We start from the raw sequence: 14,489 nt of genomic DNA on the forward strand, positions 1-14,489 counted from the left end.
TATATATATCAGAAGACATCTCAAGAGGATATTGCCTAAGTACTTGGGATGGAGAACTTTCTTTTTTACAGTTTTCTCAGGTTTATTTTTTCATGCGGTACAACCAATAGCAATAGTTATAAGTTTGATTTATAGTGCAATTATTTTCCCATTTTATATTATTATCCCAATTTATATTGCGGTATATTTTTATTATCTTTTAATTAGTAGTTTTTTGTTTATGACATTTATAATCTTAGTATCAGAGAGAAAAAAACAGGATTTAGCAATGTGGTATGTAATTCCACTTATGCCTTTTTATTCAATATTTCTAAAATTTGTTGCAACTGTTGCTGTACTGAGCGAAGTTTTTATAAAAACACATAGAGACAGTACAATGGCTCCTACTTGGGTTAACAAAAAAGTTAAATAAAGGTTTGTAAGTTATGAAGTTTAAACCACCAAAAAATAAACAGACAATTCAAACCGAGATATCTCCTGTAAAGAAAAATATATCAAAGTTGCAATGGTATGCGGTCATAATTGTAGTTATATCTCCTTTAATATATATAGGATGGTTAATTTTTAGTAGTAATTATTTTATAGTTGCAGAGGGTTCTGTAGTGACTAAAAAATATCTTATCAGAGCTCATGAAGATGGTTTTATAAAACAAAATAATATTCATGCAGGAAAGCTTGTTAAAAATGGTGATGATGTTTTTATAATGTCTTCGCCGCTTCTAAATACTGAGCTTGATGAGGTGAATTCTCAGATAAAAGATGTCAAAAATCAACAGCAAAAATTATACAAAAGTGATCTTAAAGCTTTAGAGCATAAATACAATATTGCTAAGAAATATGTTGATGTTAATGAGAAATTCTATAATGCAATGGTTAAATTGAGGAAGAAAAATATTATAAATATCATAGAGTTACAACAATCTTCACAGGTTTTACATAATGCAGAAATGGACCTAGGGAATGTTCAGGTAGAGAAACAGCAATACTCTTTAGATAAAGACAATAATTATGCTGAAACATTGAGAAAACTTATCTTACAAAAGAAGATTCTTGAAGAAAAGATAAACAGCCTTAATATAAAAATAGATGTTGATGCAGTAGTTAATAGAGTGTTTGTTTATAAAGGCGAATTTGTGCAAAAAGGCCAAGAATTAGCATTATTATCATTATTTGATAAACCTTTTATTCGAGCATATATTGATTCTGAGTTTATTTCTTATGTTTCAAAAGGAACTAAAGTGGATATACGTTTCCAAGATGGTGCAAAATTTAAAGGTGTTATAGAATCTAGACCTGTATTTGCCGAGATGAATGATGATAGAGATATGTTTGATTCAAAAGAGCCAAAAGTTGTCATTATTGTAAAGCCTATACAAGAAATTCCTGAAGAATATAATATAAATAATGTACCTGTTGAGATTGATGTGGCACGTTTGTAGATATATCATTAATATAGAAATAAAAAGCCTATTATATTTGATAGCTAGGCTTATACTTTTACAAAGTAGGGTTGTATGGGAATAGATATTGAACCAAATTCGCTATTAAAGAAATTATTATTTACTCTATTAGATGGTGTTATCATAATAGATCAAAGAGCGGCTATCGTTTATGTGAATCCTACTGTAGAGTTGTTATTTGGATATGATACTGAGGAAATTATAGGTAAAAATATTAATATATTAATGCCTCAGAGATATTCTACAAAGCATGATAAATATATTGATAAATATGCTCTCTAGTTGTAATTTCTTGTTTAAACAAAACTGTCTTTTGTGTAAACAAAGCTCGAATGATATTGTTTGTAGTTATTGCTTTGAGAATTTGCTAAACCATTTAAATTTTGAGAAGCAACAAGTTGATTTGGATCAGGGATATGACTATTTTCATCTACTTAATTATTCTGCAGAAGTTAAATATATTCTTCAAAAGTTTAAGTTCCAAAAAGACTTATTATCAGCAAATGTTTTTTCTAAAGTTATTAGGTACTGGTGGAACAGTATTACAAAAGAACATCTACAAGATGTTGATGCCTTAGCAGTTGTGCCGATACATCGTTTTAGATATTTATATAGAGGTTTTAATCAAGCTGAGGTTTTAATCACGGAACTGTCTGAATATACAAATATTCAAAAGACTTTTGAAAGCTATTCAAGGATAAAATATACAAAGTCCCAGGCAAAATCTATAAGACAAAAACGTGTTGAACAAATCAAAGGTGTTTTTATCTTAAATAAACCAATTACAGCGAAACATTTGCTTATCTTTGATGATGTTTTAACTACAGGCTCAACAATGCAAGAATTTATTCAAACTATCAAAGAAAATAGTCAGATAGAAAAGATATCTATTGTAACACTGGTACGACCTCAACACTAACATCATATGTCATAAGAAAATGTTATAAGTGTAATAAGAACTATATATTTTTATTTATATTAGATGCCTGCCATAATACTCACATAAGATTAGAAGAGAATATTTTAAAAGGTTAAATTATGAAAAAAGTAGTTATCGTAGCAGGATTAATGATGAGTGTAGTATCAGTAAGTTTTGGAGTTGGACTGCATCAAGTTGGAGGTGTAGCAACAGGCTCTTTTCCTCCACCAGTTATGAATTTTGCTTAAGAGATAGAAATATTATTGTGGCATAGAATGGATAGTGCCACCAAGGATATGTGCATGAATATGAAAAACAGTCTGTCCGCCTTCCTTACCTGTATTAAAAATTGTTTTAAAACCTTTTAGTCCCATCTTTTTAGCAACTTTAGGAATACTTAGCATAAACTTTCCTATAAGTCCTTCATCAGAGTCAGAAAGTTCATTTAAACTAGCAATATGCTTCTTAGGAATAACTAAAACATGCACATCCGCGACTGGGTTGATATCATGAAAGGCTAATATATTTTCATCTTCATAAACTTTTTCACATGCTATTTCACCAGCAATAATTTTACAAAAAATACAGTCAGACATTTATTTCTCCTTTTTAAAACCATAATAAATTAAACATGCGATACCTGTTACAATAAAGCCGGTACTATGATTTTCGATAAATCCTTGCAGTTTAACTAAAGGTGATAAATCATTATGTAAAGTATATACAACACCTAAGCCAGTTAGAATAACACCAGTTGCTAATGCAAATGTGTACTTTTTCTTTGGTTTTAGTGATGTATTTTGTTGATTTGATATTCCTTGCTTTAGGTTTATTTGTGTTTGCTGCAATATATCAAAAACCATACGTGGTAACTCAGGAAGTTTGTCACTAACTCTTGGCATATTCTCGATAGAACGATGATAAAAACCTCTTAATCCCATTTGTTCTTTCATCCATTTTTCTAAGATAGGGCGAGACGTTTCCCAAATATTTAGTTCAGGACAAAGCCTTTGACCTAGACCTTCTACATGAAAAAGAGTTTTTTGCAACAAAGTTAATTGAGGTTGGATATTCATATTAAAGCGTCTTGCAACAGAGAAAAGCTGCATTAATGTATATCCTAAGGAAATTTCACGAATAGGTTTCTCAAATATTGGCTCACACACAGTTCTAATCGCGGACTCAAGTACATCAACTCGGGTATCACTTGGTACCCAACCAGATTCGATATGTAACTCGGCAACTTTTCTATAATCACGTTTAAAAAATGCTAAGAAGTTACCAGCTAAATAGCGCTGATCATCACGATTTAGGGTTCCTACAATTCCAAAATCAATTGAAATGTACTTGGGGTCAGCTGGATTTGATGCATCAATAAACATATTACCAGGGTGCATATCAGCATGGAAAAAACAATCATCGAACACTTGAGAGTAAAATATCTCAACACCGCGTTGAGCTAGTAGGCGACGATCAACACCTAGAGCATCTAAAGTTTCTATATCTGATACTCTTAGGCCACTAACTTTTTCCATTACCATTACAGTTGAGCTTGTATATTCCCAGTATATTTTTGGTACGTAATGTATAGGTGAATTTTCAAAGTTTCTACGGATTTGTGAGGCGTTTGATGCTTCACGAACAAGATCTAACTCATCAAAAAAACTTTGATTAATCTCTTTGACAATTTCTACCGGCTTAAAGCGTCGAATTTCTTTTAGCTGATTCAGGACCTTTGCAAATATTAGCATCAAAGAGGTATCTAGCTTTAATATTTTCTCAATTCCTGGACGTAATACTTTAACAACTACTTCTTCATCATTTTTAAGCGTGGCTTTATGAACTTGAGCAACTGAGGCTGATGCTAAAGCAGTGCTATCAAAATTTTTAAATATATCATTGATGGATTGCTTAGTAGCTTTTTCAATTTGGGTTGTAGCTATATTACTATCAAAAGGAGGCACATTATCCTGAAGCCTTGCAACTTCTTTTATAACTTCTGGAGGAAGTAAGTCAGCTCTGACAGATAAGGCTTGACCAAATTTTATAAATATCGGCCCTAATTTTTCTAATGCTTCTCTAATACGCACACCATGTTCTAGCTTGCGAATTCTTCTTGAATAGTAAAAAGGATTAAGTAAGAGTAATGCCTTTAAAGGCTTTACATTTGTGGCGCGAATAGGCTCATTAAGTAGGCAGTATCTATTTATAATATAAAAAATATATATGAGTCTTAAGAACTTTCTAATCATATTATGAGCCTTGTAATAGTTTTAGCTTTGCTTCTACTCTATCAGTAGCTTGTTTTAACTCCTGTACCTGCTTGTAGAAGATATTAATCTCATTTTGTGAGATTAAAGTCCTTTTCTCTTCTGTTAAATAGTCTTTAATATCTATAACTGTTTCTTGACGTGAAGTTTTCAAATATTCTTTCACTTTATCAAAAGGCTTAGTTATGATATTAGCAAACTCTGGACTAGTCAGACTAGAAATTCTATAAACTACATCTATGTCTATAGCATTTAAAAATGTATTGAACTCATTTAGATCTTTTAGGCTACCTTGATAATCAAGTTTTTCAGCAATTATTAACTCTTGTAAGTTTTTATTAAAAACAAGCTCAAGAATATATGCTAGTTTTCCTGTTAAAACATTATCAGTGATCTCGTTTGTGGCATGTAGGTTATTATTTTCTACTTTTAGAGAAATATTATAGTCAAGGTCACTAATAACTACACTTAGAGCTTTGTCTTTTAGTGGTGATAACAAAGCATCTGCTTGAGGGTCAAGCTTTGGCAAAAAACTAAGAGCTTTATTTATTGTTTGTATCATTTTAATATTTATACCCAATATGTAATGCTACAATTCCACCAGTCATATTTTGATATTCAACATTATCAAAACCTGCATCAAGCATCATTTGTTTTAGAGTTTCTTGATCTGGGTGCTTACGTATTGATTCAGCAAGGTATTTATAGCTCTCAGCATCTTGAGTAATGATTTTGCCTAAAAAAGGCAATGCTTTGAAAGAGTACTCATCGTAAACTTTTGAGAGTAAAGGTACAATTGGTTTAGAAAACTCTAAGACTAAAAGTCGTCCACCTGGTTTTAATACTCGACACATAGATGCTATAGCTTTTGCTTTATCTGTGACATTTCTAAGTCCGAAAGAGATTGTTATACAATCAAAATAGTTATCAGGAAATGGTAAGCATTCGGCGTTAGCTTGGACATATTCAATATTACCGACACAGCCTTTATTAGTAAGCTTTTCTTTACCTACTTCCAGCATGGAAGAGTTAATATCACTTAAAATAACTTTGCCTTGTGAGCCGACCATTTGACAAAACTTATATGCTAAATCGCCAGTTCCACCAGCAAGATCTAAAACCTTATCTCCTTTGCGGACACCTGTCTTTGCAAGAGTTTGTTTTTTCCAAATACGATGTATGCCAAAAGACATTAAATCATTCATTAGATCATACTTAGCTGCTACTGAATGGAATACTCCAGCAACTTTTTTTTGTTTTTCTTCCCATGGGACTTCTGTAAACCCAAAATCAGTTGTTTTATTTTCTTTAGACATTTAAACTAAAAATTATAATATTAAGTTATTGCTTCATTATAGCAGAATATGATTTATTTGTATTGACAAGATACTACTAAATGGGAGTATAAGAAATGTATATATTATCTGGAGATATTGGTGGGACTAATACGAGACTAGAGGTTTCTTTTTTAGAAAATGGCATAACTGAAAGTATAGCGGTAAGAAAATATAAAGGAGCTAACTATAATTGTTTATCAGCTATTATAGAGAAGTTTCTTTCAGAGGTTGATCTAACAGGTCAAATTGATTCGGCATGTTTAGCTGTTGCTGGCTTTGTATCAAATGGGGAAGTAGAAGTTACTAATTTGCCATGGATGGTTTCTGAACAGTATATATCAGAGAGTCTAGGTATAGATAAAAGCATGGTTAAAGTGATAAATGATTTTGAGGCGATAGGTTATGGAATTGAATCTCTTGATAGAGATAAGGATATTTTAACTATTCAAGAGGGTAAAAAGGATGAAGATACTCTTTGTGCTGTTATAGGGGCAGGTACAGGGCTTGGGATGTGCTTGGTTAGCTATGATAAGGATCATACCCCTAGAGTTTATAAGACTGAAGGCGGTCATGTTGATTTTTCTCCAGTTGATGATGAGCAAGTAGAATTATTCAAATTTATGCGTAAAACTTTCCATAGAATTTCACCAGAGAGGTTCTGTAGTGGTTATGGTATTTATAATATCTACAAGTATGTAGTACGTAATCCATTATATGATCAACCTGAATGCATGACTTTAAGAAGAGAGTTGTTTAGTGTTTCAGATTCAGACAAAGCAGCTGTTATTGTTAAATATGCTATCGAACATAGAGAACCATCTGCGCTAAGAACAATAGATATATTTTTAAGTATTTATGGTTCTGTAGCTGGGAACTTGGCTCTTACAAGTTTACCATTTAGAGGCCTATATATTGCTGGAGGTATAGCCCCTAGACTTATTAAGCAGATCAAGGAAAGTAAATTTCTCGAGAAGTTTAGAGATAAAGGAAGAATGTCTAATATGATGAAAGATTTCCCGATCCATATAATAACTAATACTGATGTTGGGTTAGTTGGTGCGCGCACTTATGCAGCAGGTCTAGTAAAATAAGCTTAGATCAGTTTTTAGTAGTTTTTTCTCTTTTTTTCTCCTTTAGGTATTTAGATACTTTTATTGCGACAAGACACAATAAGTATGCTCCTCCAAATACAGCTATAGCAATATAAAAAAACATAAAAACTATAAAAATACCTACCATTATAGCTAATTCTGCTATGCTAAAAATAGCTAATATAAATACTAAAGAGGCACAACCTAAAAGACCTTTATATGAACAGGCTGATTTTTTAGAGATGGTGGCACTATTTATTTCAGAGTTATTTTCGCTCATTTGTCTAAACTTTTATTATTGTGTTGTTATTATACATTTGTAAAAGAATTCTTTGCAAACTAAAAATTAAAATTATCTTTTAATATGTTTAGATAGGTAAAGTGATTGTATAATTAAAAAGACAAATGTTATACCTAATAATCCAAAGAGCTTAAAGTTCATCCAGATATTTGTAGAAAAAAAGTATGCTACGAATAAGTTTAAAGTGCCAAGAACTGTAAAATAAGCTCCCCACATATTGTTAATTTCTTTCCACTTGTGTTCTTTAAGATCAATAGTGTCTTTAAGGATCTTTTGCATAGGTGTTTCTTTCATGGTGTAAGTAGTTATTATTAGGCCAACTCCCATTAGCCAGTTAATAATACTTACTTTCCATTTTATGAATTCCTCATTATGAAAATATAATGTTGCACTTCCAAATATTACAACAAGTATTGCAATAATGATCTGTGCTTTAGCTACTTTACGGTGGGCAATATATTCCCAAACAACCTGAGCTAATGTTACTATAATGAGTGCTGCAGTAGCAAAAAATATATCATAGACTTTATAAACGGTAAAAAAAACGATTGCTGGAAGCAAATCATTAATCATTTTATTCATTTTTATTAACGGTAAGTATTGTATAATGTCCTAGAAGTATAACGCTTGTTTTAAAGATTATGAAGAGATTAATAGAATTATATAGTTATGGTAATAATGATTTAGAGCTAAAAGACATAGAAAATATATTAGAAAATGATGGGGTTATAGCTATTCCTACAGACTCTGGCTATGCTTTGGCTTGTAAGATGAAGTCAAAAAAAGGGATTAATAAAATTATAAAAATAAGGGATTTAGACAATAGTCATAATTTTACACTTTCGTGTAAGGATTTATCTGAAATATCTGAATATGCAAAAGTTGATAATAATGCTTATAGGTTGTTAAAAAGATATACACCCGGCCCATATACATTTATTTTAAATGCTACAAAAAAAGTTTCATCATTACTTGTGACTAAGTCAAAGAATACTGTGGGAATAAGAGTTAGTGAGCATTATGTGCCACAAGCGATCTCAGCTGAGATTGGCGAGCCTTTAGTTATCAGTACTTTTATTCTTCCAGGCCAAGAATATGCAGTTACTGATTGTTCTGAAGTTGATGATCAAGTTATGAATAATATTGATGCAGTTGTAGAATCTGACTACTGTGGTTATGAATCAACAACTGTTGTAGAGATGCTAGAGTTACCATATCAGATTTTGAGACAAGGTGCTGGTGATATAGATCTTTAATTATGCATAAGATATTAGTAAGTAGTTGTCTGTTAGGTTGTAAAGTTAGATATGATGGTGATAGTAACTTAGTTACAGATGAGGTTTTTAAGTCTTGGAGGGATGAAGGGCGGTTGGTATCTGTATGTCCTGAGACTGCCGGTGGATTGCCTATTCCTAGATCTGCCTGTGAGATTGTCGGTGGTGATGGTAGGACAGTTTTGGTATATAAAGCTAAAGTTTTATCTAAAATAGGCGAGGACTTTTCTGCTGAATATATAAAGGGTGCAGAAGCGGTCTTAGAATTAGTTAAAAAACACTCTATCAAAATTGCTGTTTTAAAGAAAAATAGCCCATCCTGTGGTAATCAACAAATATATGACGGAACTTTTAGTAATAATAAAATGGATGGTTATGGAGTCACTGCAAGCTTACTGATGCAAAATGATGTTAAAGTATTTAATGAGGATCAGTTATTACAAGCAAGTCAATTCTTAGAAGAGTTAAAAAGAAGATAGTAATTGTAAAAAATATGAATGCTTATAAAACAATATCAAAGGATATAAATACTGAAATTGAGCCTATAAAAAAGTCGCGTTTTATTGCTTATGCCTTTCATATTGAGAATGAGCAAGAAGCCTTAGATAGTATTACTAATATTAAAGAAAAACATAGTGATGCTAATCATCATTGCTGGGCTTATGCACTTATTAAAGATAATAAGTTTAGATTTAGTGATGATGGAGAACCAAGTGGCTCAGCTGGTAAGCCAATACTATCGCATATTCAGGGTAATGGCTTGTTAAATACATTAGTTGTTGTAGTGCGATATTTTGGAGGGACTAAACTTGGTGTTGGAGGGCTAATAAGAGCATATGGACATGCAGCTAAAGAAGTGCTTGAATCAGCAAGTATTATAGCTGTAGAGCCTAATTGTTCTATCCAAGTAATATACAGATATAATGAAACAGCTAGTATTGATATCGTTTTAAAGCATTTTAATGCTAATATATTAAGTCAAGAATATTCTGAAATGATTCAACTGGTTGTTGAAATTAGCGCTTCAGATAAGCTAAGTTTCTTAGAAGAACTTAAAAGTGTAACTAAAGGCAGAGTTGAATTTAAAGTTTTTGAGAAAGATTGATTTGTTATACAACTCTTCGATTACGAATAAGCATGTAAATAACTGATCCAAATAAACAAATTACTCCACTAAAGATAAATACAACAAAAAAGTTGTTATTTGTAGCTTGAAGTATAGCACCTGTAATTAGTGGAGCTAGTCCAGCGCCAACAAAATTGGCAAAATTTTGTGCTCCACCTATTGTACCTACTAAGTGACTGGGAGATATATCTGCTACAAGAGCCCAAGTCGGTGAAACTCTAAGGCCTAGGCAAAATATTGTTATGCCAATAACAACAACGATTAAAAATATATTCTGTATATATGGTAAAGCGAGTATTGCTATCGATGCAATTAAACAGCCACTTATTATTGGAGTTAGACGCGAAGATACGGCAGTAAAGTTACGTTTAATCATAAAATCAGAAATTATTCCACCAAGCATGACAGATGCTACACCAGAAATAAACGAGGCAGATGTTGCAATACTCATTTCAGATAAGCTTAAACCTTTTACTTTAATAAAGTAATAAGGTAGCCATGTTAAAAATAGCCAGTAAGCATATGATGAGCAGAGATTTCCTATACATAAAAAGATAACGTTTTTATTCTTTAGGGCTTTTTTAAAAGATACTTGCTGTGTTTTACTTACGGAACGAGGCTCTTTTAGTAGCCCTTTTTTTTGCAAACGTTGCCAGAATGCAGCAGCTATTAATCCTACAACTCCAAGTAAGATAAACATTCCACGCCAACTGATTAGTATCATAAGTGCAACCAGAACTAATGGAGCTAGGATGTTTGCAAGTCTTGGACCTAAAGATACAATTGATGATATAAGTCCGCGTTGTGAGGTTGGGAAGTTTTGTTGGATTATTTTTGTGGCAACTATAAAAAAAGGAGCCTCAGCAATCCCTAATAATAATCTTGTAAAAAGTATTGAGTAAAACCCAACAACTAAACCACCTAAGACACAAGCAGCTGACCATGCAACCATGCTTATTAGCATCACTTTATTTATACCAAGACGATCAACTAAGTAGCCAGCTGGTAAACTTGCTAGAGCATATGGCCACATAAATGCAGAAAGTAGAATTCCCATTTCTGTAGGCTCAAAGTTAAAAGCACTTGCTATTTCAGTATTTGCAATACTTAGGGTTGAACGATCAAGATAGTTCAGTAATGCTAAAAAAAACATTAAGCTAACTATTATTACGTAATGAGATCTTTTCATTAAAAATATATTGAATGCATTTTGTTATTGATTGTAATCATTTATATTATAAAGTTAAACAATTTAGTGAAATTAAATGTAAATGAATATGAAAAAAGCCTTATCTATTATTATCCTTATACTTAGCATTAATGTGACTTTTGGTATTACTACACAGCAACAAGCTAATCTTGATAAATATTCAAAGCAAGTAATACCTTACTTAGAAAATAAATATCATAAGAAGTTTGTGCTTTATCGAGAGCAGATGTCACCTTCAAATAAAAAGCTTCCATATCAATTTGTAATACGTGATAGCAGTGGAATGCTCTTTACAAGCTTTTATGATATTCAGAGTAATGAGTTTGTCGATAGCTATCAGTCATATTATTTAGCGACTAAATTAGTTAATCAATACATTCAAAAAGCCAATTTGAGAGAGTATTTTACTGATAAAGCAATATTTGGACTGTATTCATCTAAAAATAGTAGTAAATTGATTTTTAGTAATGCTTATAAGAAAGACGACTTACAAATATTATTTAATGAAGCGAAGAATGACAAGGTTGGCTTTAAATTAATTGCAGCTGTTAATATGGAGTATTCACCACGAAATCTTTTATCTTTATTTAATCAGGTATCAAAGTTAAATAACTATTTAGCTAAAAATAATGTAAAGGGTATTGATATTGATATTGCTGTTTTTGATATTCCTGGAAAGATTTTTAATAACTCAATTATTACTAATAATATTGGTTACTCTTATTATTTTCTTAGAAGCTTTGGGGCAAGACCGTATGATATGCTATTAAAAAAACATGACTTTAATAAAGAAATAGCTAAACAATTAAATAAAAGTAGAAAAGGAGAATTAGTTTCAATAGTTGGTTTTGGGAAATCTCAAGACTTCTCATCACCAATGAAAGTTGCTAACTACTATTATCAAGGGTTAGCATCACTTTCAAAAAAAGATAATAAGGATTTCTTAGCTTCTAATTTTTATAAACAGATGGAAAAAATTTCCTTAAAGAATTGATTTGTATAGGGTGTTACTTAACGCGCATACCAGGTTGAGCACCATCATGAGGTTCTAATATGTATATTCCTTTGCCATCTCCCGCAGCAAGTACCATACCTTCAGAAATACCAAATTTCATTTTTCTAGGTGCTAAGTTAGCAACCATAACTGTATGTTTGCCAACAAGCTCTTCAGGGTTATATGCTGATTTAATACCAGCAAAAACTTGTTTTCTAACACCACCTAAATCTAATATTAGCTTAAGTAATTTATCAGCACCTTCAACATGTGACGCTTCAGCAATCTTAGCTACGCGTAGGTCTACTTTCATAAAATCATCAAAACTACATTCATCAGCGATATCAAGTTTAGACTCTTCTTTTTTTGGTTGTTCAGTTTGCTCTTTTTCTAGCATTTTCTTTGTATCCTCTACGATTTTGTCAACTTTCTCTTTTTCTATGCGAGTAGCAAGAGGTTTAAATTTATTTATCTTATGGTTTCTTAAAAATATTGGAGCTTCATCCCAGTTAGATATTTCTATATTTAAGAAATTCTCAGCTTTAGTAACAATACTTGGAATAATTGGTTTAAGATATGAAACTAAAACCTTAAACATGTTTATACCTTGTGAACATACTTGATGGACTTTTTGCTCTTGTCCTTCTTCTTTAGCAAGTTGCCAAGGCTTATGATGATCAATAAACTGGTTTGCTTTATCAGCTAACGACATTATAAGTCTTACAGCATTTGCAAATTCTCTTTTTTCAAAAGCCTGAGTTATAGTGCTATGATTTTCAGCAAATTCCTTTTCTAGCTCTTTATCAAAAACTTCATCAGCTAAAGTCGCATCAAATTTTTTATAAACAAATCCAGCACAACGGCTAGCAATATTTACTACCTTCCCAACAATATCAGAGTTTGATTTGGTAACAAATTCTTCTAGATTTAAGTCTATATCATCTATACGAGATGTTAGTCTTGATGCGAAGTAATATCTTAAATAACTAGGCTCAAGAGTATCCAAATATGTTCTAGCTTGGATGAAAGTTCCACGAGATTTAGACATTTTTTTACCATTTACGGTTAAAAAGCCATTAGCAAATACACTTGTAGGTGTCTTGTAACCTGTAGAAGTTAGAATTGCTGGCCAAAATAATGCGTGGAAATAGATAATATCTTTACCAATAAAGTGATAAAGTTCACTTTCGTTAGAGTTCTCACCCCAATATTGATCAAAATCAACATCATTTTTGCTACAAAAATCTTTAAAGCTAGCAATATAACCCATAGGAGCATCTAGCCAAACATAGAAGAATTTTTGCTCGTTAGTTCCTGGTATTGCAAAACCAAAGTATGGGGCATCACGAGAAATATCCCAACTTTGTAAACCTTGGTCAAACCATTCGGCTAACTTATTTGCAACTTCTGGCTGTAAGTTTTTGTTAGATTTTATCCAGTCTTCTATATCTGTTGCTAATGCTGGTAGATCAAAGAAAAAATGTTCTGAATTTTTTTGTATAGGAGCTTTGCCAGAGACAACTGATTTTGGATCTATCAATTCAGTTGGATCATAAGTAGCACCACAAACTTCACAACTATCGCCATATTGATCTTCGGCTTTACATTTTGGGCATGTGCCTTTTACAAACCTATCAGGTAAGAACATTTTAGCCTCAGGGTCGTACGCCTGAGCTATTTCTTTTTTTGATATAAGCTTTTGTTGATCTAACTTGTTATAGATATCTTCAACAATTTCTTTGTTTAAAGAGTTATGTGTAGAGTGATAATTATCAAAAGCAACTTCAAAGTCAGCAAAATCTTTTTGGTGATTATTTGAGTATTTTTCTACTAATTCATCAGGAGTTATACCAAGGTTTTTTGCTTTTAGCATAATTGGTGTGCCGTGAGTATCACTACCACAGACGAATATACACTTATTTCCTTGTAGCTTTTGGAATCTAACCCAGATATCTGACTGTATATAGCCAAGCATATGGCCTAAGTGAAGATCTCCATTTGCATAAGGAAGGGCATTGGTAACTAGAATCTTTCGCATATTGATTAGATTTAATTAAGAAATTTTACGTTGATTTTAAATATTATAATGATTTTAAATTATTTTGCTTAGAAAATTTAGCTGAATAGTTTAATAATTGTTTTGAAAATTCTATATTACTCTTGACACTATATTTTATCTAGATATAATAGTTTCTCACATGGTTTAGGAGAGGTGGCCGAGTGGCTGAAGGCGCTCCCCTGCTAAGGGAGTATAGGCGTTAAACCCTATCGAGAGTTCGAATCTCTTCCTCTCCGCCATTAAAGTTTTCGATCTTTTTTTAAAATCGGGTGCATAGCTCAGCTGGGAGAGCATCGCCCTTACAAGGCGAGGGTCGGGGGTTCGAACCCCTCTGCACCCACCACTTTAGGTGGTTTAATCAAATCTAAATTTAATTCACCGGATATAGTTATTAAAAATCTTATATGATTTGATATACTAACTTTTGTGTTCAATTTTTATTAAATAT

The 14,489-nt window shown here is 31.9% G+C and carries 18 protein-coding genes and 2 tRNA genes; 12 read left to right on the top strand and 8 right to left on the bottom strand.

The window, feature by feature from the left end; genetic code table 11:
* The first annotated feature begins 220 nt into the window (after nt 1–220).
* The 5 genes from F7310_RS10655 to F7310_RS10790 all read left to right on the top strand — a co-directional run bounded on the left by F7310_RS10655 (nt 221) and on the right by F7310_RS10790 (nt 2,627).
* Nucleotides 221–412, top strand: a complete 192-nt coding sequence (locus tag F7310_RS10655) for a hypothetical protein (protein WP_236939884.1) — start codon at nt 221–223, stop codon at nt 410–412.
* Nucleotides 413–425: 13 nt separating this feature from the next.
* Entirely contained in the window at nt 426–1,439 is a 1,014-nt protein-coding gene (locus F7310_RS02445; RefSeq protein WP_072711497.1) for an HlyD family secretion protein, read from the top strand.
* A 75-nt stretch (nt 1,440–1,514) separates the two neighbouring features.
* On the top strand, nt 1,515–1,742 hold the full coding sequence (locus F7310_RS02450; RefSeq protein WP_072711498.1) for a PAS domain S-box protein: 228 nt from the start codon (nt 1,515–1,517) through the stop codon (nt 1,740–1,742).
* Between the two features lie 10 nt (nt 1,743–1,752).
* On the top strand, nt 1,753–2,379 hold the full coding sequence (locus tag F7310_RS02455; RefSeq protein WP_236939885.1) for a ComF family protein: 627 nt from the start codon (nt 1,753–1,755) through the stop codon (nt 2,377–2,379).
* A 119-nt stretch (nt 2,380–2,498) separates the two neighbouring features.
* Entirely contained in the window at nt 2,499–2,627 is a 129-nt protein-coding gene (locus F7310_RS10790; protein WP_257786355.1) for a hypothetical protein, read from the top strand.
* 12 nt (nt 2,628–2,639) lie between these two features.
* On the opposite strand, the gene F7310_RS02460 is transcribed toward F7310_RS10790, so the two are convergent.
* The 4 genes from F7310_RS02460 to ubiE are packed head-to-tail and all read right to left on the bottom strand — an operon-like array spanning nt 2,640 to nt 5,965.
* Nucleotides 2,640–2,975 (bottom strand): histidine triad nucleotide-binding protein, encoded by a 336-nt coding sequence (locus F7310_RS02460; protein WP_072711500.1) that lies wholly within the window; start codon nt 2,973–2,975, stop codon nt 2,640–2,642.
* Entirely contained in the window at nt 2,976–4,631 is a 1,656-nt protein-coding gene (ubiB, locus tag F7310_RS02465; RefSeq protein ID WP_072711501.1) for a ubiquinone biosynthesis regulatory protein kinase UbiB, read from the bottom strand.
* Between the two features lies 1 nt (nt 4,632).
* A complete protein-coding gene (locus F7310_RS02470) occupies nt 4,633–5,211 on the bottom strand; it encodes a ubiquinone biosynthesis accessory factor UbiJ (protein ID WP_072713523.1) in 579 nt (192 codons plus the stop codon).
* A gap of 1 nt (nt 5,212) precedes the next feature.
* Nucleotides 5,213–5,965 carry a bifunctional demethylmenaquinone methyltransferase/2-methoxy-6-polyprenyl-1,4-benzoquinol methylase UbiE gene (gene ubiE / locus F7310_RS02475; protein ID WP_072711503.1) on the bottom strand — a complete coding sequence of 251 codons (753 nt, stop codon included), beginning with the start codon at nt 5,963–5,965 and terminating at the stop codon, nt 5,213–5,215.
* Nucleotides 5,966–6,060: 95 nt separating this feature from the next.
* Between ubiE and glk the strand changes: the two genes are divergently transcribed.
* Nucleotides 6,061–7,077: a glucokinase gene (glk, locus tag F7310_RS02480; protein WP_072711505.1), complete on the top strand. Its 1,017-nt coding sequence runs from the start codon at nt 6,061–6,063 to the stop codon at nt 7,075–7,077.
* Between the two features lie 7 nt (nt 7,078–7,084).
* On the opposite strand, the gene F7310_RS02485 is transcribed toward glk, so the two are convergent.
* The gene (locus F7310_RS02485; protein WP_072711506.1) at nt 7,085–7,357 is read right to left on the bottom strand and encodes a hypothetical protein; all 273 of its coding nucleotides are present in this window, start codon (nt 7,355–7,357) and stop codon (nt 7,085–7,087) included.
* A 72-nt stretch (nt 7,358–7,429) separates the two neighbouring features.
* Nucleotides 7,430–7,960: a septation protein A gene (locus F7310_RS02490; RefSeq protein WP_072711508.1), complete on the bottom strand. Its 531-nt coding sequence runs from the start codon at nt 7,958–7,960 to the stop codon at nt 7,430–7,432.
* A gap of 59 nt (nt 7,961–8,019) precedes the next feature.
* Here F7310_RS02490 and F7310_RS02495 point away from each other — a divergent pair, with 59 nt between their 5' ends.
* The 3 genes from F7310_RS02495 to F7310_RS02505 are packed head-to-tail and all read left to right on the top strand — an operon-like array spanning nt 8,020 to nt 9,757.
* Nucleotides 8,020–8,634, top strand: a complete 615-nt coding sequence (locus tag F7310_RS02495; protein WP_072711509.1) for an L-threonylcarbamoyladenylate synthase — start codon at nt 8,020–8,022, stop codon at nt 8,632–8,634.
* Nucleotides 8,635–8,636: 2 nt separating this feature from the next.
* Nucleotides 8,637–9,131 (top strand): 2-thiouracil desulfurase family protein, encoded by a 495-nt coding sequence (locus tag F7310_RS02500; protein WP_072711510.1) that lies wholly within the window; start codon nt 8,637–8,639, stop codon nt 9,129–9,131.
* 14 nt (nt 9,132–9,145) lie between these two features.
* Nucleotides 9,146–9,757 (top strand): YigZ family protein, encoded by a 612-nt coding sequence (locus F7310_RS02505; RefSeq protein ID WP_072711512.1) that lies wholly within the window; start codon nt 9,146–9,148, stop codon nt 9,755–9,757.
* A 4-nt stretch (nt 9,758–9,761) separates the two neighbouring features.
* On the opposite strand, the gene F7310_RS02510 is transcribed toward F7310_RS02505, so the two are convergent.
* Nucleotides 9,762–10,967, bottom strand: coding sequence for an MFS transporter (locus F7310_RS02510; protein ID WP_072711513.1), 1,206 nt, complete (start codon nt 10,965–10,967; stop codon nt 9,762–9,764).
* 88 nt (nt 10,968–11,055) lie between these two features.
* Here F7310_RS02510 and F7310_RS02515 point away from each other — a divergent pair, with 88 nt between their 5' ends.
* Nucleotides 11,056–11,982 (top strand): hypothetical protein, encoded by a 927-nt coding sequence (locus tag F7310_RS02515; protein ID WP_158513246.1) that lies wholly within the window; start codon nt 11,056–11,058, stop codon nt 11,980–11,982.
* Nucleotides 11,983–11,995: 13 nt separating this feature from the next.
* On the opposite strand, the gene metG is transcribed toward F7310_RS02515, so the two are convergent.
* The gene (gene metG / locus F7310_RS02520) at nt 11,996–14,020 is read right to left on the bottom strand and encodes a methionine--tRNA ligase (protein ID WP_072711516.1); all 2,025 of its coding nucleotides are present in this window, start codon (nt 14,018–14,020) and stop codon (nt 11,996–11,998) included.
* A 168-nt stretch (nt 14,021–14,188) separates the two neighbouring features.
* Here metG and F7310_RS02525 point away from each other — a divergent pair.
* A tRNA-Ser gene (locus tag F7310_RS02525) sits at nt 14,189–14,280 on the top strand.
* 28 nt (nt 14,281–14,308) lie between these two features.
* Nucleotides 14,309–14,384 (top strand) — tRNA-Val (locus F7310_RS02530).
* The last annotated feature ends 105 nt before the right edge of the window (nt 14,385–14,489 follow it).

Source organism: Francisella uliginis, assembly GCF_001895265.1.
GTDB classification, from domain to species: Bacteria; Pseudomonadota; Gammaproteobacteria; order Francisellales; family Francisellaceae; genus Francisella; species Francisella uliginis.